This is a genomic window from Cobetia sp. 4B, from assembly GCF_018831605.1.
In the GTDB taxonomy this organism is placed as follows: Bacteria; Pseudomonadota; Gammaproteobacteria; order Pseudomonadales; family Halomonadaceae; genus Cobetia; species Cobetia amphilecti.
The window spans coordinates 1,956,700-1,979,593 of record NZ_CP059843.1; the positions used below are offsets into that span (position 1 = coordinate 1,956,700).

Below are 22,894 nucleotides of genomic sequence, written 5' to 3' on the forward strand. Positions count from 1 at the left end.
AATGAAGGTCGTTTCTCAATCTTTCATTATTCATGAATAATGAATATCTAAATTTAAGAGGTCAGTTCTCCTTGTCGTTTTGTGTGGCGATTGATGCTCAGCATGGGGTGGAGGCGGTAGTCAGACGAAAGGCTTCATCCCCCATCGAATCAAGCAAGAAGCCGGCCAGTTCGTGACATGACACTGGCCGGTTTTCATCACGTCAGTGCCGCGCCACCATCACTGCGCGGGTCGTGGGCCGCCTCGACCTGCCCATCCGGGTGGCGCATCACGGCGCCGGCGTGCCCCAGCGTGTCGCTGAAGGCCTCATCGAGGACTTCCACTTCGTGGCCCATGGCCGCGAGTGTCTGGGCCATTTCGCCCGCGAGGCGCGATTCGAGCTTGAGGCTGGTGCTGACATCGCCCCAGGTGCGACCGAGCAGCCAGCGCGGCGCGCTGAGCGCGGCCTGCAATGACATGCCGTGGCGGGCGATGCGCGTGAAGACAGCCGCCTGAGTCTGCGGCTGACCTTCACCGCCCATGGTGCCGAAGGCCATCACACGGCCATCATCGAAGCAGGCCAGTGATGGATTGAGGGTATGGAAGGGCTTGCGGCCCGGCGCCAGGCTGCGCAGTCTGTCCGGCGCCAGATCGAACGCCAGCCCACGGTTCTGCCACATCACGCCGCTGCTGGGCAGCACCATGCCACTTCCGAACTCCCAATAGACGCTCTGGATGAAGCTGACGGTGGTGCCGTCACTGTCCGTCGCGCCCATCCAGATGGTGTCGCCTTCGGCGGGCTCGTGCGGCCAGCCAAGCGCGGACTGCATGTCGATCATCTCGGCCTGGCGGGCAAGGGCCTCCGGGGAAAGCTGTGCCTGTTGCGTGGCGATGCTGCCTTCGAGGCTATCCTCGAGCGCCCCCTCGATGCATTCCGGTGAGGTGATCAGGCTGTCGCGTACCAAGAAGGCGCGCTTGGTGGCTTCGATCAGCGCATGCAGGTGACGTGGGGTGTTGCCGTCCCCCTCGCTGATGCCATGCGTCGCGCTCAATGCATCGTAGAGCCCCAGAGTCATCAGCGTCGCGAGGCCCTGGGTCGGGGCGGGCAGGTTGTATACCTCACTGTCACGCAGGCGAACCTTCAGCGGCGTGACGCGCTGGGCGTGATAGCCGTTGAGGTCTGCCAGGCGCAGCGGGCTGCCGGCGGCTTCCAGCTCCTGTGCCATGCGGGACGCGAGCTTGCCACGATAGAAGTCATCGAGTCCGGCATCTGCCAGACGCGAGAGCGTTGCGGCCAGCGCCGGCTGACGCAGTCGCGCGCCTTCTTCCAGCGCGATCGGCTCACCTGACTCACTCTGACCCAGATAGCGCTCAGCGAAGCCGGGCTGCTGCGAGAGCACGGCCAGGTGTTTTTCGCTGAGTGCCTTCTGGCTGGCGCTGACGGCCACGCCATCATTGGCATGCCGGATGGCATGGCTCAACAATGTCGAGAGCGGCAGGGGCGAGCGCTCATCCGCCGAGGTCTCGGCAGAGAAGGCCAGCGCCTCCTGCCAGCCGCCGATGGTGCCGGCCACCGTCAATGCCGACAGCGGCCCGCGGGTCGGGATGCTGCTGCCGTTGGCCAGGGGAGTGGCCCCCTCACTGTCAGCCGCATAGCCATGGCCGTGCTCGGCATAGAACTCGCGGCTGGCAAGCCCTGCCGCCGGGCCACAGGCATCGATCGCCAGCGGCGCCAGTCCCGGGCGCTTGATCAGCCAGAAGCCGTCACCGCCGATGCCGTTCATGTGGGGGTAGACCACCGCGATGGTCGCTGCCATCGCGACCATCGCCTCGATGGCGTTGCCACCATCGCGCAGGATATCGCGGCCCGCTTGCGCCGCCAGATGATGGGGCGCGGCGCAGGCGCCGCCAAAACCACGTCGGGTATGAATCATGGCGTCTTGCTCCTGAGGATTCCGTTGTTGTTATTGAGCGTCCAGTGCGGCTCAGCTACCGGTGAACAGGTCGTAGAACATGCGCAGTGCCGTGAACATCAGGAAGATGGCGAAGACCTTCTTGAGCTTGGCGGCGTCCATCGCGTGGGCCAGCTTCGCACCGATCGGAGCACACAGCATGGTCGCCGGTACGATGGCGGCGAAGCCGAGCAGATTGACGTAGCCGATGGAGCCCGGCAGCAGGTTCGGTTCGCCGATGCCATTGAGCAGGAAGCTGGCGGTGCCCGGCAGGCTGATGACCAGGCCCAGTGCCGCGCCCGTGCCGACGGCCAGGTGCATCGGGGTGCCCAGGGTACTCAGGGTCGGCACGCTCAGGGTGCCGCCGCCGATACCCATCAGCGTCGAGACGCCACCGATGAAGGTGCCCAGTGCGCCGCTACCCAGCGGGCCCGGCAGGCCAGAGCCCAGCACGGTGGACTGACGGCGGAACATGTTGAGCGCGACCAGGAAGGCCACGGTGGCAAACAGCCCCATCAGTACCGCACCGCTGAACAGGTTGGAGAGCAGGCCGCCGATGATGACGCCGATGATCACGCCCGGCAGCAGGCGCTTGAGAATCGCCGGGTCCAGATTGCCCTTGGCGTAATGCGCCCTGGCCGACATGATCGAGGTGGGAATGATGGTCGCCAGTGAAGTGCCGACGGCCTGGTGCATGCGCACCGCTTCATCGACGCCCAGCAGGCTGAAGAGGTGAAAGAGCACGGGCACGATGACGATGCCGCCGCCAACCCCCAGCAGGCCGGCCATCACGCCGGCAATCATGCCGGTGACGATCAGTGCGGCGATCAGGCCGAGAATCCAGTGCAGTGGATAGGCTGAGAACAGTTCCATGGTGTTTCCTTGTCGTCCCCGTATGGCGCGGGGTGGTTCATTGCTGATGAAGGTTGCCGATGAACGCCATCGGCAGTCGATGCATGCCCCTGGAGCGCTGGCGGGTGCGCTGTCTCCAGGGGAGGCGAGCCGGTGGGCAGGCCACAAGACATTACGCGTTGCTGAATTACCTTTCCAATGGCCTTTGCGCTGAATCACCACTCGAGTGTCTCGTGCCGCGCCGGTAGATGGCTGGCCGGCTTACCAACCGATCGCTTCCGGCAGCCAGGTAGCGAGCCCCGGGAAGCAGAACAGCAGCACGACTGCCGCAGCCTGCAGGCCCACGAAGGGCAGCACACCGAGATACAGATGGCGGGTGGTGACTTCGGGGGGAGCGACGCCCTTGAGGAAGAACAACGCCCAGCCAAAGGGCGGCGTCAGGAAGGACATCTGCAGATTCATCGCCACCAGCACGCCCAGCCACACCATGTCGGTGCCATAGCCGATGAAGACCGGCAGGAACATCGGCAGCGCGATATAGCTGATCTCGATCCATTCGAGGAAAAAGCCGAGCACGAACAGTATCACCATCAGGAAGATCAGCGCGCCCAGCTCGCCACCCGGCAGCAGGTTGAACAGATCATGCACCATGTTCTCGCCGCCAAGGCCGCGGAAGGCCAGCGAGAAGGGCTGCGCGCACAGCAGGATGAAATAGACCATGGCGGTGATGGTCAGGGTCGAGTGCAGACAGGCCTTGAGCATGGTGAGGTTGAGACGCCGGGCCAGCAGCGCGATCAGCATGCTGCCCAACGCGCCCATCGAGGCCGCTTCGGTGGGAGCGGCCACGCCACCCAGAATCGAGCCGAGCACCGCGAACACCAGCATCAGCGGCGGAATCACGCTACGCGCCAGATCACGCAGCAATTCCTTCATGCAACCGGCGGCGGCGCGCTCCTCTTCCGGGATGGCCGGGACGAGGTCTGGTTTCCACCAGCCCAGCACCAGCAGATAGACGATATAGATGACGGCGATGGCCAGCCCCGGTACGAAGGCGGCGGCAAACAGGGTGCCGACGGATTCGCCGAGAATTTCCGACAGCAGGATCAGCACCAGACTCGGCGGAATGATCTGCCCCAGGGTGCCGGAGGCGCAGATGGTGGCCGAGGCCACGCCCGGGTGATAGCCGCGACGCAGCAGGGTCGGCAGCGTCAGCATACCGACGGTGACCACCGTCGCGCCGACGATGCCGGTAGAGGCCCCCATCAGCACGCCGACCAGAATGATCGCGATGCCCATACCGCCATTCACGCCGCCCATGGCGCGCCCGATGGTCTCGAGCATGTCCTCGGCGACCCGCGATTTCTCGAGCATGACCCCCATGAAGACGAACAAGGGGATCGCCAGCAGGGTGTAGTTGGTGACCACGCCATACAGACGGGCCGGCATCAGACTGAACAGCAGCGGGCCAAAGCCTGCCAGCCCCGCCACGAAACCAGCTACGGCCAGGGAAATCGCGACCGGAATGCCGATCAGCATCAGGACCAGAAAACCGCCGATCATGGCCAGCGCGATCCACTCGTTCGGGCTCATGGCGTCACCTCGCGTTCCAGGTCACCGTCGACGGGCTTGCCCGACAGCACCAGCAGCGCGCGCAGGCAATCTGCCACGCCCTGCAGCGCAAGCGCGGCGAATCCGAGGGGAATGAAGGCCTTGAGAAGATAGCGATAGGGCAGGCCGCCGGGGTCGGGCGAGCCTTCCATCAGCTGCCAGGACTGCTCGGTGTAGCTCAGGCCCAGCCAGGCGATGGCGGCGCCGATGGCGATGGTCATCAGCGCACCGATCAGGTCGACCAGCGCGCGACCCTTGAGGGAGAAACGGTCGTAGAAGACATCGACGCGAACGTCGGCGCGATGCTTGAGGGCGTAGGAGATGCCCAGCAGCGCGATGGGAGAAATCAGGTGCCACTCGAATTCCTGGAGTGGCACGGGGCTGATGCTGAAGAAGTAACGCAGCAGCACGTTGCTGGCGACCAGCAACACGAGCGCCAACAGCGAGTAACGGGCGATGACGCCCAGTCGCTCGATGATGCCCTCGAGAAAATGGATGACGTACAGCATGGCATGGCCTCATGAACGCCACGACGGGACAGGTCGTGGCGTTGGACAGGGAAGCAGGAAGACGGAAAAAGGCGTTTGCGCTCGGGGCTTGTTCCTTGAGTTCGCCCCCGCAGCGCAGCGAAGGGCGATTTCATCGGGCGACGGGTCTGAACGCGGGACGTGAGACGTGAGTCGACAGATGCGAGCCGCGAGCCGCGAGACCCGAGACACCCATGCGTCAGAGCGCCAGGAAGGTCTTCTCGCTGACGGCGGCCCATTCCTTGTGCTGGTCGCGGAAGGCCATGAAGGACTCGTGGACGCGCGCGGTGTCCGGATCGGCCGCCGCCATGTCGGTCAGTGTCTTCTCGGTGACTTCCTTCAGGCGCGCTACCACCGCGTCCGGCAGCGGCTGGGCAGTGACGCCTTCGTTGTCGACCAGATCATTGAGCGCCTCGGCATTCACCGATTCGCACCAGGCCTGGCTCTCGACGTTGCACGCCTGGGCGGCGGCCTTGACGATGGCCTGCAGGTCTTCGGGCAGGCCCTCCCAGGCCGCCTTGTTGATCATCAGCTCGGTGACGTTGGTCGGCTCATGCCAGCCGGTGGTGTAGTAGTACTTGGCGGCCTTCTGCAGCCCCAGACGGCGATCCTGATAGGGGCCGACGAACTCGGCGGCATCGATGACGCCACGTTCCAGCGCCGGGAAGATCTCTCCGCCGGGCAACAACCGTACGGCCACGCCCAGTTCGGCATAGACCTTGCCGGCCAGCCCCGGGATACGCATCTTCAGGCCCTTCAAGTCCTCGACCGTATTGATCGGCTTGCGGAACCAGCCAGTCATCTGCACGCCGGTGTTGCCCATCGGGAAGGCGATCAGCCCCTTGGGGGCGTAGAGCTCATGCCACAGCTCCAGGCCGCCACCGTGATACAGCCAGGCATTCATGCCCTGGGTGTTCATGCCGAAGGGCACGGTAGTGAAGTACTGGGCGGCGGGAATTTTGCCGGCCCAGAAATAGGCATTGCCGGCGTTCATCTCCACCACGCCACTGGCGACGGCATTGAAGCCCTCTAGGGCTGGAATCAGCTCACCGGCCGCGAAGTGCTGGATCTTCATGCGCCCACCCGACATGGCCTCCACCTTGCGGCAGAAGTCGGTCGGGCTGCCCGGACCCTCGACATAGAAGGGCGAGCCCGGACCATAGGCATTGGTCATCTTCCATTGATAGGTCTTGTTGGATTCCGCGCGCACGATGGCGGGCGCACCCATCACGAGTCCAGCGGTTGAGGTTGCCAGTGCGGCACCCAGGAACTTGCGACGATCGAATGTCATGGGAGGATCTCCTGCGGACGGATGACCAGTAATGCCCTTGCGACAGACTGCTTTGAATGCTCTGTGTGAAAGAGTCTTCTGTCTCAAGGGGCGCCTGTACGGCATGCCGACATCGAGGCCGGCGATCTTGTTGTGTAGGTGTTTCTGCATGTTCTTGAGTAGCGTTGCCTGTCATTTGTCAGTCAGGAGGCTGCCATTTGTCAGTGGGCTACGTGGAAGACAGTGCAAGGCATGTGCCATTTGGCGCGCAGGGAGATTTATTCATTATTTTCAATCGATTGCATGGGAATTCTGGGCGTTGTGTTCCACTGATGGAGCGTGAGTTCGCCCCTGGCGTTGCCCAAGTGAGGCCGTGGCAGCGCTGATTGGCAGAGTTCAGGGCCTGACAAATGTCAGGAGATGACGCCTGTCGCGGCATTTGTTCACCGATAACGACGGGGAGGGTGACATCTGGCTCACGAATGTGGGGTGGGGATGATCAATTGTCATGCTCGCGACCTGATGGTGCGTGCGATCGATCATGGTGCACCTGGATAGGGGCGCCCAGAGTCGGTCAATCAGCGTCGGTCAATCAGAGCCGGTCAATCAGAGCCGGTTTGACCACATCTAGTCTTAATGCGAGGTGACACAGACGACAGTCTGACGGGTCGGTGGCATCATGCGGCTTTGTCCTGATGGAGCGTTAGATGTCACCTCATGTGCCTGAAGAGCCTACCGCCCGCTCGGAGTCTTCGCCTGCCGCCGCATCCACCTGCGTGACGAAGACTGCCGGGCCTCGCCTGCCCGCCACGCCCGGGGCACCAGGAGGGGCACAGGTGCCGCGCATCCTGCTGGTCGCCATCCTGGTGGTGATGGCGGTGCTTGCCTGGTGGGAGATGCCGCAGCAGTGGGCGCTGGATTTACTCGACGCCACTCTGGGTCAGGCCTTCAGTGCCTTCGCCATCGCCAAGGGCCTGAACGCGACCATCTCGGTACTGCAGTCCTCGACCATCGACCTGCAGGTGTTTCAGGTCTCGCCCGGGGAAGCGCTGGACCCCGCCAATGACATGATCGAGCGCTTCTCGTGGGTGATGTTCGCGGCGACCGGCTCGCTGGCGCTGCAGAAACTGCTGCTGGGCATCTCCGGCTCGCTGATCATCAAGGCCTTCGCCAGTGGTGCCTGCCTGCTGGCGGCGCTGGGGCTACTTACCGGCAGTCGCCAATCGGGCGAGGGGATGTATCCCCGTCAGCGCTGGTGGCAGGTAGCCATCCTGCGCGTGGCCCTGTGGGGCATCGCACTGCGCTTCGCGGTGCTGAGTGTCGCGCTGGCCAGCGGCGCCGCGGGTCAGGCCTTTCTTGATGACAGTCGCGATACCCAGATGGCGCAGCTGAGCGTGACGCAGCAGCAGCTGGCGGAAGTCGCCGACAAGCAGGTAGGCGGCGCGCACGAGGAGCGCAGCTGGTGGCAGCAGTTCAAGGGCAGCATGGAAGGCTGGGTCGGTGGGCCGATCACCAGTGTCACCCAGGGCTTTGATGCGATGACCGACAAGGTGATCGATCTCACCATGCTGTTCATCACCCAGACGGTGCTGTTCCCGCTGGGCTTTCTGTGGGTCGCGCTACGGCTGCTGCGCGGGCTGGCAAGGTTGCAGTGACGCTTGCAGTGATATGTGAGGTGACGAGTGAAATGACCGCTCCGGTGCCGTCCGGGGCTGGGGCTGCGGCGTTAGAGACAGAGGCAGAGACGTCATAGCCGCGCGCCGCCACGCCGGTGCTTCACGCGGGTCATCAGCGACTTGCAGTCGACGGAGAGAATCTCGTCGCGATTGAAGATATGCGCGCGCACGAAGGCATCGAAGGCCTCGTAGCTGTCGGTGAGGGTGTGGATGTGCAGGCTTTTCAGGTCGCTCATGATATAGAGGCTGACCACCTCGACGCAGGCGGAAAGCTCCTCGGCGATGCGTTCGATGGCACTGGGAGCGACGGTCAGATCCACGAAGGTGGAGATGCCCTTGCCGAGCTTGTCGGGGTTGATGACGGCGGTGAACTGTTCGATCACGCCGCTCTCGACCAGCGCCTGGACGCGGCTGCGCGCATGGGCACGCGAAATGCCGAGCTTGCGGGCGATATCGGCGTAGGACATGCGACCGTCCTTGATCAGCAGGTTGAGCAGCTCACTGTCGGTGCGGTTGAGATTCATGGGCCAGGGTCTCGACGGTCTTTGTTGTAGTGGTGCGCATGCCTTATCAAACCTGTGCGATCCGCACTTGTATAGTCCGACTGCAGCCTTGGCGAGGATATTCCGGCTCTGGAAACCACAACGGGACGCCTTGGCGTCCCGTTGTCGTCTTGCCCTTCAGTTCATGTCGTGGTGCAGAAGTCTCAAGCGTCACTGATAGACGATCTCGCCCTGGGGCGCGTACGGCGCGACGTCGATCGGGCTCTGCTCGGCAAGGTAGGCCTTGAGCACATCGGCATCGACGAAGCCGGTATCCAGGTAACCCGGCAGATCAGTGACCTTCGGATAGCCATCCCCGCCGGCGGCGTTGAAGCTCGGGACGGTGAAGCGATACTGGGCGTCCATGGCCAATGGCTGGCCCTGAATCATCACGTCGGAGACGCTGCCTTCCTCGCGATTGACGCGCAGGCTGACGCCGGCGAACTGGGCATAGGCGCCGGAGTCCACCGGTTGGGTGGCCACCGCCTCGAGATACTCGAGCACCTCGCTACCCGACATGCTGACGACCCCCACGGTGTTGCCGAAGGGCAGTACGGTCAGCACATCCTTGTAGGTGATCTCGCCCGCGGGCAGCGAGGCGCGCACGCCACCTGCGTTCATCACGCCGAAGTCGGCCTTGCCGGCCTGCATGGCGGCTGTGGCGATCAGGCGTCCCAGGTTGGTCTGGGCAAAGCGCACCACGTCGCGATCACCCTCCAGCTTGCCGTTGCTCTGCGCGACCGTGACGTTGAGCTGCGCCTGGCCCTTTTCCTGATAGGGGCGCAGAAATTCGCGCAGTTCGCTGTCCTCGGCAATTTCCTCCGCGACCAGCACCTTCCTGCGCTCGCCATTCTCCTCGACGGTCTTCTTGAGATTCACCGGAATCAGCTGATAGTTGACCATGGTCAGCTCGCCATTGCGGAACTCGTAATCGGCGCGTCCCACGTACTTGCCCCATTCATGTGCCTGGACGATGTAGGTGCCGTTCTGGCGGTCCGGCTGGCAATCATCGTCGGGCGCAAAGTCCGCCATCCGGTTGGCGCCCTCCATGCAGACCGGCTCCTGGGAGTGGCCACCGACGATCATGTCCAGTTCGCCGTAGGGCAGATAACGCGCCAGCGAGACATCGCCCGGCGCATTGATGCCATGCTCGGCATCCTGATAGTGGCCCATGTGGGTGACGGCGAAGATCAGGTCCGGCTGCTCATGCTCGTTGAGCTCCTCGATGGCCTTGCGCGCCTCTTCCTTGGGGTCGCGGAAGTCGAGATTGCTGAAGTATTCGGGGTTGCCGATACGCACGGTGTCTTCGGTGGTCAGGCCGATCACCGCGATCTGGATGCCATGCTCATCGAAGATCTTCCAGGGCGCGAACAGGCGCTCGCCGGTGGTCTTGTCGTAGATGTTGGCGGCCAGCATCGGGAAGTCGGCCCAGTCGCGCTGCTTGAGCAGCACCTCCAGCGGGTTGTCGAATTCATGGTTGCCGACCGCCATGGCGTCGTAGCCGATGCGGTTCATGCCCTTGAAGTCGGGTTCGGCCTGCTGGAGATCGGATTCCGGCACGCCGGTATTGATGTCGCCACCCGACAGCAGCAGCACGCTGCCGCCTGCGGATTCCACCTCGGCGCGGATGCGGTCGACCAGCGTCTTGCGCGCCGACATGCCGTATTCGCCATCACTGCTCTGCCAGAAGCGACCGTGGTGATCGTTGGTATGCAGCACCGTCAGGTGATAGGTGGTGTCGGCCTGCCATTCATGGCCCGCCTGGCTGGCACAGGCACTCAGCGCACTGAGCAGTGCAGCCCCCAGCAGGGCCTTCAGCGCCATGCGCGAGCGGGTAGGCGCACACAAGCCCGGCGCATTTGATGAGGTGAGTCGAGTATTCAGCATGAGCGATACGTTCCTTGTGTCTGGCTCCGGTGCGCAAAGGCGCGTTCCAATCTGTTAGTGCTGATTGCAAGAGTACTGATTGCAAGAGTGCTGATTGTAAGTGTGTTGATGGTAAAACTGCTTGAAGGGTGGGGATGGCATGAACAACCCCATGCAGTCTGCCTCATTGCTGTGGAGATTGGATGACCGACGCCCGAAGTGCGAGGCTGGCGCGGCTTGCGAGCGTCAGCGACTGGCATGAAGAGGGAGACCGACATGAAAAAACCGGCCAATGATGCGCCGGTCTTTTCATGTCTCATTGCTGCGCCTGCGGGTCAGGCGTGTTCCTGGTCCGCGCTGATGCTGTCGGTGGATGCACGCTCACTCGCTCTGGGATTGAACACCTCGGCGTCTTCCATCTTCGGCAGCAGCAGCTCGGCGATGATGGCGGTCAGGCCGCCCATGGTGATCGGCGAGCGCAGCGCATCGGCGAAGGCGCCCGGAATGGCGTTCAGCACATCCGGCACCATGCCGACGCCAAGTCCCAGCCCCAGGGCCAGCGCGATGATCATCATCTCGCGGCGCCCGATGGGCTGCGCCATCAGGATGCGGATGCCGGACACCGCGATCAGCGCGAACATCAGCGTGGTGGTGGCACCGAGCACCGGACGCGGCATCTGGGTCAGCAGGGTGGCGATGAAGGGCGACAGGCCCAGCAGCAGCAGGAAGCCTGCCACGTAGCGGCCCACATGGCGGCTGGCGATGCCGGTCAGCTGGATCACACCGGTGTTCTGGCTGAAGGTGGTGTTGGGGAAGGTGCCGGCCAGCGCGCCGAGCGCGGAATTCAGGCCATCGCCCAGCACGCCGCCGCGCAGACGCTTCTGGTGCCGCTCATCATCCACGGCGAGACCCGAGGCGCGTGCGCTGCCGGTGAGGTCACCGACGGTCTCGATGGCGGTGATCATGAAGATGAAGGCCACCGGCAGGAAGGCGGCCAGCGAGAAATCGAAGCCGGTATTCAGGGTCGCCGGATGCGGCAGAGCCAGCAGGGCGGCATCGGCCAGCTGCGGTGCATCATAGAGGCCACTGATGGCGGCGATGATGCAGCCGACGGCCATGCCGATGAAGATGGAGGCGATTCTCAGCCACGGATGACGCGAGACCTGGCAGGCCAGCACCGTGATCAGCACACAACCGGCCAGTGCCAGATTGGCGGGCGCACCGAAGTCCTCGGCGCCGAAGCCGCCGCCGATGTCCGTCATGCCCACCTGGATCAGGCTCAGGCCGATCAGCATCACCACCACGCCGGTGACCACGGGCGTGATGACCCGCTTGAGCCACGGCAATACCGTGCCCAGCGCCATCTCGATCAGGCTGCCCGCCAGGCAGGTGCCGAACAGCACCGCCAGTACCTGTTCGTCACTGGCATTCTGCGAACGAGCGATCAATCCGGCGGTGATCAGCGCGGACACGAAGCTGAAACTGGTGCCCTGGATGCTCAATAGCCCCGAGCCGAACGGGCCGATGCGCTGGGACTGGATCCAGGTGGCGACACCGGAGACCACCAGCGCCATCGACAGCAGGCTGGCGGTGTAGGCATCGAGGCCCAGCGCGCTGGTGATGATCAATGTCGGTGCAATGATACCGGCCAGACTGGCCAGCAGATGCTGGGCGCCGGCGAGGGCCGAGATGGGGACCGACGGGCAGCTTTCGAGGCCGAGCAGTGGTTCGTCGATCCCCTTGGAATCGGAAGAGGATTGGCTCATGTGACGCTCCTTGTTCTGCTCGCGGTGCAATGGCGGAAATGGTGTCGGGCACTGGAGTGTTCAGCGCGGGCAACCAATTATAAGCAAGATGTGAACCAAGTTCAGTGCTCGTATCGATTTTTCCATCACTTGTTGCGCGTCCCGCGGCCAGGCCAGCGGATACGCAGGCCAGGCCCATGTGCCACAAACGCAAGATCCCCGCCGGGCGTGATGCCCGGCGGGGATCTGTCTGTGCTCTCGCGGCGCCTTGTCTGAGCGAAAGTACGCCCAGCGGCTCAGGGCGTCAGAAGGCGCTGGATATTGAGGCTGATCTCGCCTTCGCCGAAGGTGCTCAAAAAGCCCTGGAAGTGCTCGGTGGCCACGTGGGCTTCGATGGCGTCTTCATCCCACCATTCTTCCAGTACCACGAAGTCGCCTTCCGGTACCGGCTCACCTTCCGCGACGTTCTTGTCGATCGCGAAGAATTCGTACTGCAGGCAGCCCTTGTCGGACTGGCTCTTCTCGACCAGTTCGGCGAGAGCATCGCGTGCCTTGTCCTGCTGGTCGGCGGGGAAGGTCAGGGTCGCGATAAGCTTGATGGACATGGCATGAATCCTGTCGTGGGCGTAAGAAGTGGAGGTAACGGATGGGCGAAACGAATCAGGCACGCAAGCCGGCCATCGCCGCCGGGAATGCACTGCGCTGGCCTGCCTCGAAAAGGTGGCATGTCCGCCATCGGGATGCAATGCGGCGGGCACGGGCGGCGACTTGCCCCCGTGCCCGCCGTTGGCCCGCAAGGCGGACACGTCGATGTCTTGCGGACAGCTGCTGTGAACAGATCTTCAGAATCCGCTCTTGAGCGCCAGCTGCTGAGAGCCCGGCCTTGAGTGCCCGGCCTTGAGAGCGAGCCTTACAGGCGAGTGAAGATCTCGTCTGCCGGCAGACGGGACTTGGGCAGCTCGGCATTGAAGTCGTCAGCGGCGCGGTAACCCAGGCTCACGGCGACCAGGGCGTTGAAGCCTTTCTCGCGCAGGCCGAATTCCGCATCCAGCGCCACCGGGTCGATGCCTTCCAGCGGCACCGCATCGATGTTCAGGCTGGAGGCGGCATACAGCAGGCTGCCGTAGTTGAGGTAAACCTGCTTGTCCATCCAGTGCTGCAGGTCCTTGAGGTCATGACGGTGCAGGTCGATGAACAGACGACGCGCACCGTCCATCATCGCGCTGAACTCGTCATCCTTCTTGAAGCGGCCATCAGACGCTTCGGTGTCCAGCAGGTGGTTCAGGTAGTCGTCGTCCAGGGTGGAGCGAGTGCAGAACAGCACGACGTGAGACGCATTGGTGATCTTCGGCGAGTTGAAGGCGTACTTGTCATCGGTACCGGCGCGAGCGAAGCGCTGCTTGGCATCGTCGGATTCCAGCACCAGGAAGTGCCATGGCTGGGAATTGACGCTGGAGGCGCTCAGGCGCATCACGTTTTCCAGTTCCTGCCAGTCGGCGGCGCTGATCTTGCGTGCCGGATCGAAGGCCTTGGTGGAATAACGACGTTGCATGATGGCGGTGGGAGTCATGATGATGGTCCTCGTAGTGGCAGGCCAGTCGCTGAGCGCCCATGACCTTGTGAGAAGCCTTATGGAAAGACTTGTAGAAGAAGATGTCGCCATCATAGCGAGTGGATTCAGCGTTGAGTATCCGCGTTGCGCGCATCTTTAAGATGAAAAAATGGCACCAATCCCGAGAATTGGTGCCATATGTCAATTACTTGTCATCGCTGTGATGCTTTTATGGCATTAATGCTGCGGCAGGCTCTCTGGATGGCGTATCAGAAGAAGCACTCAGCATCAGGCCATGCAGCTTGCGGCACTGGCCCGCCACATGGACTTCGCGTATCACGCGGTCGTCGCCCAGCATCATCAGCGCGAACAGCACCTCCTGCAGCGACACCTGGCTGGGCTGACCCCAGCGAGTGCGCCGTGCCAGCAAGGGCGTGGCGGCGGGGTCGAGCACGATGACATCGGCTTCCATGCCCGGACGCAGGTTGCCGACCTTGTCTTGCAGACGCATGGCGCGTGCATTGCCCAGCGTCAGTTGATAGAAGCCCTGCCAGGGCGTCAGCGGTTGATTGGCGCGTGACTCAAGCCCCGTCACATCATGGGCGACGGCGCCGTGAAGCTGGCCGACCTGATAGGCGGCCTTGAGGCTCTCCAGCTGACACAGGCTGGAGCCACCGCCGACATCGGTGGCGATGCTGATGTTCATGCCCATGGCGCGGGCACTGGCGCGATCGAAGAGTCCGCTGCCGAGAAACAGGTTGGAGGTCGGGCAGAAGGCGATGCTGGCACCCTGATCCGCGATGCGCTGGCGCATGCCATCGTCCAGGTGGATACCGTGGGCGAAGGTAGTGCGCTCATGGCTCAGGCCGACATCCTCATAGACCGCCAGATAATCCCGAGCGTCGGGGAACAGCTCGGCGACCCACTTCACCTCAGCGTGATTCTCGGCCAGGTGGGTCTGCAGGTGCAGGTCCGGCTGGCTCTTGAGCAGTTGGCCGGCAGCCTCGAGTTGCTCGGGCGTGGAGGTCGGCGCGAAGCGCGGCGTCAGCACATAGCCGAGGCGGTCACGCCCGTGCCAGTCGGCGATCAGGCGCTCATCGTCCTTAAGCGCGGTGACTCCGGAGTCCAGCAACTCGGGCGGGGCATTGCGGTCCATCATCACGCGCCCGGCGTGTACGCGCATGTCGCGCGCCCGGGCAGCCCGGAACAGAGCATCGGCACTGCTGGCATGTGAGGTGGCGAACACCTGGGCGCTGGTCGAGCCATGACACAGCAGCGCATCGAGGAAGGCATCGGCGACCTCGGCGGCATGTGCGGGGTCGGCGAAGCGCTGCTCGGCGGGGAAGGTGTAGGTGTTCAGCCAGTCGATCAGGCAGTGGCCGTAGCTTGCGATGATATCCAGCTGCGGGAAGTGCACATGGGTATCGATGAAGCCCGGCATCATCAGGCCTTCGACGTTGCGCGGCGGAGACAGGCGCATCAGCTCGCCCACGGCCTCATGCCGGGCAAGAGAGCGATGATCCCCCACGGCGACCACATGGCCTGCATGCATCACCAGCAGGGCATCGGCGTAGTGTTCGACGGCGCGCGCCAGGGTCGCCGCCATGTCAGAGGCTCGGCTGTTGCTGTTTCCTTGATTGCTATCTTGCTTATCGCTGCCATCGCTAGAGGCCGCCTCACTCAGCATGGCGTCTTCAGGGTCGGCGACGAAATGCAGCAGTGCTCCGCGCAGCAGGCTGACGCAGGAAGCGTCCTTGGCGGCCGCGCGCAGGGCTGCCGTCAGGCGCTGCTCATCCAGGTGGCAGGCCGCAGTGTGCGACGTGTCTTGGTCAGTCATCATTCGGCCTTCTGTGTCGTTTCTGTCTGGTGCATCGCGTCAGGGGCAAAATGGGCGCGCAGCTGGCGGGCACCCTGACGCGTCAGTCCATGGCTGTCCAGTGACGCGCCCTGGGCTGACGTGCCATGGGCGGTGGCCCTGTCGGGCGAGTTCAGGGCCGCTTCGTCACTGCGCCGCGCCTCGATCTGCAGCAGTTCCGCGACGACGCCAATCGCGATTTCCTCAGGACGTTTGCCGGGAATGCCGGGCACGCCAATCGGGCAGCGAACGCGGTCGATCTGATGCTCCGCGAGATCGCCGCGCAGGCGCTGGCGAAAGCGCGCCCACTTGCTGCTGGAGCCGATCAGCCCCAGCGAGGCCAGGTCATCACGTGGTGCGAGCGCGGCGATCAGCGCCTGGTCCTCGACATGGTCATGGGTCAATACCAGCACATGACTGCCCGCCATCACGGGCAGTGACTCACTGGCGGGCGCGGCTTTCGCGGTTGGCAGCTCGGTCAGGATATTGAACGCCTGACGCGCTACACGGCCCTCGCAGCCCGCCGGAGTTGTGGCGGCCGTGAGCTGCTCGGGGCGTGAGTCCCGCCAGTCGATCTGCCAGCCCAGCGGTGCCAGCAGCGTGACGATCGCCTGCCCGACATGGCCGGCGCCGAACAGGGCCAGGCGTGGCGCAAGCGCCGGGTACAGCTCGATCAGCACCTGCACATGGCCGCCGCAGCATTGCTGGGCATGCTGGCCGAGCGCGATTTCCTCGAGCAGGCATCCTGACTGTCCTTGGGCCAGCCTCTCGCGGGCGCGCTCCACCACCAGCTGCTCCAGCCGACCGCCGCCGAGGCTGTCGTGCAGCGTATCGGGGGTGATCAGCATCTTGCTGCCGGCACGACGCGGGGCAGAGCCCGCCACCGTCACCACGGTGGCCAGTGCATGCGCCGTCAGCGCTGCCTGAGCCTCGGCGAGCGCCTGATACCAGCGGCCGGTCGCGGCACTCTTTGCATTCATGACGGCACTCTTGTCGACATTCATGACGGCACCTGCGTTGGCTCTGCGCCAGCAGTGTCGTGCTGCTCCTGCCAGTCACGCTGTTCGCGCGCCGCCAGCATCACCCGCTCCGGCGTGGCTGGGGTATCCAGGCGTACCGCGCGGCGATAGTCGGTCAGCGAGGCCAGCGCATCGCGCAACGCCGCCCACACGCTGATGGCGAGCATGAAGGGCGGCTCGCCGACCGCCTTGGAGCGATAGATGCTGGCGGCCGAGTTGGGATGTCCCTCCAGCAGGCGTACCTTGAGCGCGCCGGCCGGTACGTCACTGATCGCCGGAATCTTGTAGGTCGCCGGACCATCGGTGAGCAGCCGGCCGTCCTCGTTCCACTTGAGCTCCTCCGTCGTCAGCCAGCCCATGCCCTGCACGAAGCCGCCCTCGATCTGACCGATGTCGATGGCCGGATTGAGCGAATCACCGACATCGTGCAGGATCTCGGCGCTTTCCAGGCGGTATTCACCACTCAGCGTATCGACGACCACTTCGCACAGCGCCGCGCCGAAGGCGTAGTAGTAGAAGGGGCGGCCGGTGCCGCTGGCGCGATCGTAATGGATATCCGGGGTGGCATAGAAGCCCTTCTCGGACAGTGAGATGCGTTCCAGATACGCCGCCTGGATCAGCTCGCCCCACGTCATCAGCACACCGCTCGGGCCGTGCAGCTCACCATCCGTAAGACTCAGGCTGACGCGTGGCTGGGCGAGATGCTCGGCGGCGAAGTCGAGCAGGCGCATCTTGAGGCGCAGGCAGGCATCACGCGTCGCCATGCCGTTGAGATCCGCACCGGAGCTTGCCGCCGTCGGCGAGGTGTTGGGCACCTTGTCGGTGCGGGTGGCGGTGATGCGTACCTTGTCCACGCTCAGCCCCAGTTCACGCGCCGCGACCTGGGTGATCTTGGTGTGCAGGCCCTGGCCCATCTCGGTGCCGCCGTGATTCACCTGCACGCTGCCATCGGTGTAGACATGCACCAGGGCGCCTGCCTGATTGAGGTGCTTGGCGGTGAAGGAGATGCCGAACTTGACCGGTGTCAGCGCCAGCCCCTTCCTGACCACCGGATTGGCGGCATTGAAGGCGCGTATCTCGGCGCGTCGCGCCCAGTAGCGGCCACTGTCCTCGAGCTGATCGATCAGGGTCGCCAGCAGCGGGTGCTGATTGACGTGTTGGCCATAGTGCGTGGTCTCACGGCCCTCGCAGTAGAGATTGCGCTTGCGGATCTCCAGCGGGTCACGCCCCAGACGCCTAGCGATATCCTCCATCGCGGATTCGACCGCCAACATGCCCTGAGGGCCGCCAAAACCGCGGAAGGCGGTATTGGACGCCACGTTGGTGCGTGCGCGAATGCCGCGCACGTGGGCATTGCCCAGGTAGTAGGCGTTGTCGGCATGGAACATGGCGCGATCGACGATGGCATCCGACAGATCCGGCGAGTGGCCGCAGTCGCCGGTCAGCTCGATGATGGCGGACTCGATGCGCCCACTGTCATCGACGCCGAATTCATAGCGATGGTGGAAAGGGTGGCGCTTGCCGGTCAGGCGCATGTCATCTGCGCGTGCCAGCCGCAGGCGTGCCGCGCGGCCGGTGCGCCGAGCGATCATCGCGGCCAGACAGGCCACCGGTGCGGCCTGGGTTTCCTTGCCGCCGAAGCCGCCTCCCATGCGGCGGGTCTCCACCGTGATGGCGTGGAAGGGCACGCCGAGCACTTCGGCGATCAGCTTCTGGACTTCGCTGGGGTGCTGGGAGGAGCTGTGCACCAGCATCTCGTCATCTTCGCCGGGCAAGGCCAGTGCGGCCTGGCTCTCCAGATAGAAGTGTTCCTGGCCGCCGCTTTCCAGCTCACCGCTCAATTGCCAGGCGGATTTGGCGAGCTTGGCGCTGATGCTGTCGAGATCGCCGGCGCGACCATTGGCAAGCCGTGCCTGGGTGTGGGTCGGGCGCACCAGATCACCGCGGCTGGCCGCCTCGCGCGGGTCCAGGCACACCGGCAGGGGGGACGTTGCGACCTTGGCCAGTCGCGCCGCCTGACGTGCCGCGCGCTCGCTGTCGGCGGCGACCACGAACAGCGCCTGACCATGATGGCTGATGATGTCACTGACCAGCAGCGGGTCGCCGGGGAAGACCGGCCCGACATCGCTGTGACCGGGGATGTCGGCGGCGCTGAGCACGCAGACCACGCCGGGGGCACGGCGCACCGCTTCGAGATCCAGCGCATCCAGAGTGGCGTGCGCGACCTCACTCATGCCGATGGCCAGATGCAGCGTGCCGGTGGGCAGTGGCAGGTCATCCACATAGCGCGCCGAACCGCTGACATGGCGCTGGGCACTTTCATGCTGACGTGACTGGAGAACGGGGGCGGCCGGCGCGGCGCTGGCGTCGGACTCAAGACTGTGCAAGGTACGCATCGAGGCTCTCCAGTGGCGTGAGGGAAGTCGTGGGCTGGCGCTCATTCAGGATGCGCTGGGCCACGCGGGGAATCAGATGGCTGGCGGCCAGCAGGCGATACTCGCGTGAGCCGCGCACGTCACTGAGCGGTGAGAAATCGGCCTGCACGGCCTGCTCGATCTGCTGACGAGTCTGCGCCGTCAGTCTGGCGGGAGTGAGAGATTCCAGCGCTTGCAGCGTCAGCAGTGCTTCAAGGTGCGGGGCGCGGGCCGGAACCCCGGCCATGCCGCCGAAGGCCACCCGCCAGTGTTGCGCGCGCCCGCTGGCATCCCGCCGCCAGGCGAAGACACCGAGCAGGGTGGAGATGTCATCGTCACGCCGCTTGGACAGCTTGTGCACCGCCAGTCGCTGGTTGGGCAGTGGGCGCGGCAGGAAGACGGAGTGGATGATCTCGTCCGGCATCAGCTGGGTACGCTTGTAGTCGAGGAAGTAGTCCTCGAGCTTCAGGATGCGCTCATTGTCCTGGCTCATCAGCTGGATATAGGCGTCCAGCGCGATCAGCAGCGGCGGCATGTCACCGATGGGCGAGGCATTGCCGATATTGCCGCCCAGGGTGCCACGATGGCGGATCTGCTCGCTGCCCAGTCGCGTGAGCAGCTCCGCGCCATCCGGGTAATGTTCCCGCAGCAGCGGCATCAGCTGGTGATAGCTGACCACTGCCCCGATCCACCAGCCTGCCTGACCGGCGTGCTCGCCTTCCTCTATCTTGCCAAGCGCCGCGACCTGGGTGGTGTCGATCAAGGCCGGGAAGTCGCGCAGGCGCTGGGTGTGTTCCAGCATCAGGTCCGTGCCGCCGGCGATCAGCGCGGCGTCCGGGCGCTCGGCGCGCAGTGCCAGCAGGGCCTGCAAGGTGACCGGCCGATAGAAACGCCCGGTGTCTCGCTCGTCATCAGGGGCGGTGTCGTGCGCTTCCGCTGTGCTCGCGCCAGCGTCCTGCAGGCTGGCTGGCCCGAATTCGCCTTGCAGCAGGCGGTGAGCGGCCTCGCGGATCGGGCGATAGCCGGTGCAACGACACAGATTGCCGCCCAGTGCATGGTCGATCATGGTGTCGCGCTGTCTGGCATCGATCACTTCGCCCTGATCGATCTGGCGCTGATGACGGGCATGCAGCACCGCAAGGCTCATGGCGATGCCCGGGGTGCAGAAGCCACACTGGCTGGCATGGGTGCTGACCAATGCCTGCTGCACCGCCGAGAGCGAAGACGCCTGGCTCGCATCCGCCAACCCCTCGACGGTGATCAAGTTACAGCCGGCCAGCTGGTGGGCGGGCATCAGGCAGGCGTTGGCGGTGCTCACATTGTGGCCCGGCCCCTGCAAGGCAATGGTGCAGGCGCCGCAGTCGCCGGAGGCACAGCCTTCCTTGGTGCCGTCTTGCCCAAGTGAGGTGCGCAGCACTTCGAGTACGCTCGTTCCCGGTGCAGGTGAGGGCAGTCGGCACGCGCGCCCGTTCAAGGTGAAGTCGATCATGCGGGCATCCTGTCAGGTCGTATTGTCATTGTGGTGCCTTGTTGCGTACAGCGGGCTTCCAAAGCTCAAGCCCTTGTTCTGCCTTGTCGACGGGCTTGCTCTGTCTTGCCAGCGGGCTGGATCTACCATGGCAGCGAGCGTTGGTCTGCAGGCTGTTGTCTCTATCAATGTAACAGGTCGTATTGTGATTCCTGCAAGAATCTGACCAAATGGTCAGTGCATGTTGTGGTATTTTGTTCGCCGGTGTCTCAACGGGCTGTTTTCACTGCTGTTCCAACGCCACGTGATAGTCGCTTGACCAGAGCCTCCTGCTTGCGCACATCGCCGCTGACTGGCGAGTGAGACAGACAGGGGACTGTCGCCAAGAGACTCGAATGCTTTTTTCTGACCTGATGAGTGATGCCGATGCCCGCGGATTCTCCTTCTTCCCTTTACGCTGAAGTCCGTCGTACCCGTAGCGCGGAATTGAGCGTGCCGCCTGCCAGCTCTCCGCGTGAGCAAGCCGAGAGCCGCATTCTCGAGGCCGCCGAATGCGTATTCGCCTGTCACGGTTATCGCGGCAGCACCTTAAAGCAGATTGCGGAAGTGGCCGAGTTGCCCAAGGCCAATCTGCTCTATTACTTCGGCTCCAAGGAGAAGCTCTACGTTCATCTGCTGGAGCAGACCCTGACGCGCTGGAATGCCTCGCTCGAGGATATCTCGCCTGATGACGAGCCGCGTGAGGTGTTGGAGGCGCTGGTGCGCGTGAAACTCAAGCTGGCACGCCAGGCACCGCAGGCCTCGCGTCTGTTCGCGGCGGAGGTGATCAGCGGGGCACCTTTCCTGCGCGATTATCTCAGTGGCGACCTGCGCGACTGGGTACAGGCGCGCTGTGATGTCATGAAGGCCTGGATGGCCGCGGGCAAGCTGCGTGAGGCGGAGCCGATGTGGGTGATCTACCTCATCTGGTCCACCACTCAGCATTACGCGGATTTCGCTGCCCAGATCGATCAGCTGGGGGGAGCGCCGCAGAGCGATGAAGACTGGGAGCAGCTGGCGGATTTCGTGGCCAGCACGCTATGTGATGGTCTGTGCCCGCGACAGTCATGAGCGGCATGAGCGCTTGAGCGGCAAGAGCGACTGACAGAGAGCTTGAGCCGGCGGGTTCAGCGCTCTGTCAGTCGCCAGTTGTCAGCTGTCTGTTGTCAGTACCTCGCCGCACAGCAAAAAGCCCGCCCCGGAATCCGGGGCGGGCTTTTTGGTTCTTGGTTCTTGAGTCGTTCTAGAAAGAGCGAAGGAAAAGGCCCTCAGGTGGTCAGCTTGCCATCTCCAAGGGCATGCCAGGGTCGCGATCCAGCACGGCTTCTTCCTCTTGCTTGGCCCCCGACAACTCGGCTTTCTCCAGTTGAGAGATGTCACAGTGTTGATGCATCTGCCAGCCATCGCGGGCATCGTCGGCCAGATAGATCAGCGCGGCATCGGCGCTTGCCCATAGCCGGGCGAGGTCACGTTGGTGGCGGGTGCGGTTGGCCAGCGGCAGCGCATCAGCGGTGACTACCACCATCGGCGCCTTGAGCAGCCAGCGCGGCGCATGACTCGGCCAGCTGTGATGCACGGCGTCCAGCCAGGGCGCCTGGGGATGGCCGGGCGATGACTGCCAACGCCAGCCACGCCCGACCTCGGTGATCCCGCGCGCCGTCCAGATCAGGCTGCGGCGCGGCAGCTGCGCCTCCAGGCTTTTCAGCAACGCATCGTCGCTATCCGTCAGCGGCTGGATGGCTCCTGACATCATGCTCAGATACTCACCAGCATGCTGGCCGGCGGTCAGTTCCAGCTTGATGCGAGGCGCCGGGGCGAGGGCGATGCTGTTCTCCAGCGGTATGTGCATGCCGCATTCCATGCCGATGGTATAGACGCTCATGCCAGCATTCCTCGACGCGTCATGCTCTGACGCAGCAGGGTGTGGTGGCGGTGCATCGCCTCCCAGTCAGCGTGAGCCTTGTGATTGATGTCAGGATTGAAGACGGCTTTCTGCTGCGCGATAGGCGATGCTGTTGGAGTCGATGTCTCGGCTGAGGCCTGGGCTGAGGTCTGGGCTGCCACGGCCGAGGCGGCAATGTCAGCCTGGCTGCGCGTGTCATGGGCCGGTGAAGGCGTCGTGGGGGCCGCCGTTGCCTTCAGGCTCAGCGGCGGTGCCTCGTAGCCCATCGCCATCACGCCCAGCAATTGAGCGGACTGGGCATTGGCGACATCCTGGGTGGCGCTACCAGAGCGCGGCAAGAGGGTGAATGTCTGTGTCGTGACCTTGGCTGTCATGGCTCGGCAGGTATCGAGGAGGGCAGTCATCGTTGAGGTGGCCATGAGAATGCTCCTTGCGCATCGCGAGCGCTTTATCGGGAATATTGCAGTCCGGCAAGGGTCGTTGGCGTTACTGCGCGGCGTATGACCTGTCGGCTGGCTAGTCTTGATCAAGCGGCTTGCGTGCCGATTTGATGTGATGAACAGTAAAAACAGGCGCTTGTGTCTGTCGCGCGGTGCGGATGGTTGGCGTCGTGCAGCGCTTGAGGGC

The 22,894-nt window shown here is 63.9% G+C and carries 18 protein-coding genes; 2 read left to right on the forward strand and 16 right to left on the reverse strand.

The features are described from left to right. Window positions 1-197: 197 nt before the first annotated feature. The 5 genes from H2O77_RS08345 to dctP form a co-directional block, all read right to left on the reverse strand. Window positions 198-1,913, reverse strand: coding sequence for a gamma-glutamyltransferase family protein (locus H2O77_RS08345; RefSeq protein WP_215824362.1), 1,716 nt, complete (start codon window positions 1,911-1,913; stop codon window positions 198-200). 51 nt (window positions 1,914-1,964) lie between these two features. Then, the gene (locus H2O77_RS08350; RefSeq protein ID WP_043332700.1) at window positions 1,965-2,804 is read right to left on the reverse strand and encodes a sulfite exporter TauE/SafE family protein; all 840 of its coding nucleotides are present in this window, start codon (window positions 2,802-2,804) and stop codon (window positions 1,965-1,967) included. A 240-nt stretch (window positions 2,805-3,044) separates the two neighbouring features. Further along, entirely contained in the window at window positions 3,045-4,373 is a 1,329-nt protein-coding gene (locus H2O77_RS08355; protein ID WP_215824363.1) for a TRAP transporter large permease subunit, read from the reverse strand. Then, on the reverse strand, window positions 4,370-4,900 hold the full coding sequence (locus H2O77_RS08360) for a TRAP transporter small permease subunit (protein ID WP_054556072.1): 531 nt from the start codon (window positions 4,898-4,900) through the stop codon (window positions 4,370-4,372). The genes H2O77_RS08355 and H2O77_RS08360 overlap by 4 nt, the downstream gene beginning before the upstream one ends. Window positions 4,901-5,117: 217 nt before the next feature. Further along, complete coding sequence (dctP, locus tag H2O77_RS08365; RefSeq protein ID WP_043332696.1) at window positions 5,118-6,209, reverse strand: TRAP transporter substrate-binding protein DctP; 1,092 nt, start codon at window positions 6,207-6,209, stop codon at window positions 5,118-5,120. Between the two features lie 815 nt (window positions 6,210-7,024). Between dctP and H2O77_RS08370 the strand changes: the two genes are divergently transcribed. After that, window positions 7,025-7,843 (forward strand): hypothetical protein, encoded by an 819-nt coding sequence (locus H2O77_RS08370; protein ID WP_215824364.1) that lies wholly within the window; start codon window positions 7,025-7,027, stop codon window positions 7,841-7,843. Between the two features lie 92 nt (window positions 7,844-7,935). Here the strand turns inward: H2O77_RS08370 and H2O77_RS08375 are convergent, their stop codons facing one another. The 9 genes from H2O77_RS08375 to H2O77_RS08415 all read right to left on the reverse strand — a co-directional run bounded on the left by H2O77_RS08375 (window position 7,936) and on the right by H2O77_RS08415 (window position 20,346). Beyond that, window positions 7,936-8,388, reverse strand: a complete 453-nt coding sequence (locus H2O77_RS08375; RefSeq protein ID WP_043332694.1) for an Lrp/AsnC family transcriptional regulator — start codon at window positions 8,386-8,388, stop codon at window positions 7,936-7,938. A 189-nt stretch (window positions 8,389-8,577) separates the two neighbouring features. Continuing rightward, complete coding sequence (gene ushA, locus H2O77_RS08380; protein WP_240548763.1) at window positions 8,578-10,293, reverse strand: bifunctional UDP-sugar hydrolase/5'-nucleotidase UshA; 1,716 nt, start codon at window positions 10,291-10,293, stop codon at window positions 8,578-8,580. Between the two features lie 314 nt (window positions 10,294-10,607). Next, the gene (locus H2O77_RS08385; RefSeq protein WP_215824365.1) at window positions 10,608-12,038 is read right to left on the reverse strand and encodes a solute carrier family 23 protein; all 1,431 of its coding nucleotides are present in this window, start codon (window positions 12,036-12,038) and stop codon (window positions 10,608-10,610) included. A gap of 275 nt (window positions 12,039-12,313) precedes the next feature. Continuing rightward, entirely contained in the window at window positions 12,314-12,622 is a 309-nt protein-coding gene (locus H2O77_RS08390; RefSeq protein ID WP_052384416.1) for a putative quinol monooxygenase, read from the reverse strand. A 305-nt stretch (window positions 12,623-12,927) separates the two neighbouring features. After that, complete coding sequence (locus H2O77_RS08395; protein ID WP_043333519.1) at window positions 12,928-13,587, reverse strand: oxygen-insensitive NAD(P)H-dependent nitroreductase NfsB; 660 nt, start codon at window positions 13,585-13,587, stop codon at window positions 12,928-12,930. A 211-nt stretch (window positions 13,588-13,798) separates the two neighbouring features. Continuing rightward, on the reverse strand, window positions 13,799-15,406 hold the full coding sequence (gene guaD / locus H2O77_RS08400) for a guanine deaminase (protein WP_240548764.1): 1,608 nt from the start codon (window positions 15,404-15,406) through the stop codon (window positions 13,799-13,801). Next, window positions 15,406-16,404, reverse strand: a complete 999-nt coding sequence (gene xdhC / locus H2O77_RS08405; RefSeq protein ID WP_215824366.1) for a xanthine dehydrogenase accessory protein XdhC — start codon at window positions 16,402-16,404, stop codon at window positions 15,406-15,408. The genes guaD and xdhC overlap by 1 nt, the downstream gene beginning before the upstream one ends. Before the next feature lie 20 nt (window positions 16,405-16,424). Continuing rightward, complete coding sequence (gene xdhB, locus H2O77_RS08410) at window positions 16,425-18,839, reverse strand: xanthine dehydrogenase molybdopterin binding subunit (protein WP_215824367.1); 2,415 nt, start codon at window positions 18,837-18,839, stop codon at window positions 16,425-16,427. Then, window positions 18,817-20,346: an FAD binding domain-containing protein gene (locus H2O77_RS08415; RefSeq protein WP_215824368.1), complete on the reverse strand. Its 1,530-nt coding sequence runs from the start codon at window positions 20,344-20,346 to the stop codon at window positions 18,817-18,819. Before H2O77_RS08415 ends, xdhB begins: the two co-directional genes overlap by 23 nt. Window positions 20,347-20,751: 405 nt before the next feature. Between H2O77_RS08415 and H2O77_RS08420 the strand changes: the two genes are divergently transcribed. Further along, a complete protein-coding gene (locus H2O77_RS08420; protein ID WP_054556074.1) occupies window positions 20,752-21,435 on the forward strand; it encodes a TetR family transcriptional regulator C-terminal domain-containing protein in 684 nt (227 codons plus the stop codon). A 205-nt stretch (window positions 21,436-21,640) separates the two neighbouring features. Here the strand turns inward: H2O77_RS08420 and H2O77_RS08425 are convergent, their stop codons facing one another. Both H2O77_RS08425 and H2O77_RS08430 read right to left on the reverse strand, forming a co-directional pair. Further along, window positions 21,641-22,246: a hypothetical protein gene (locus H2O77_RS08425; RefSeq protein ID WP_215824369.1), complete on the reverse strand. Its 606-nt coding sequence runs from the start codon at window positions 22,244-22,246 to the stop codon at window positions 21,641-21,643. Then, window positions 22,243-22,686 (reverse strand): hypothetical protein, encoded by a 444-nt coding sequence (locus H2O77_RS08430; protein WP_215824370.1) that lies wholly within the window; start codon window positions 22,684-22,686, stop codon window positions 22,243-22,245. Before H2O77_RS08430 ends, H2O77_RS08425 begins: the two co-directional genes overlap by 4 nt. Window positions 22,687-22,894: the final 208 nt, after the last annotated feature.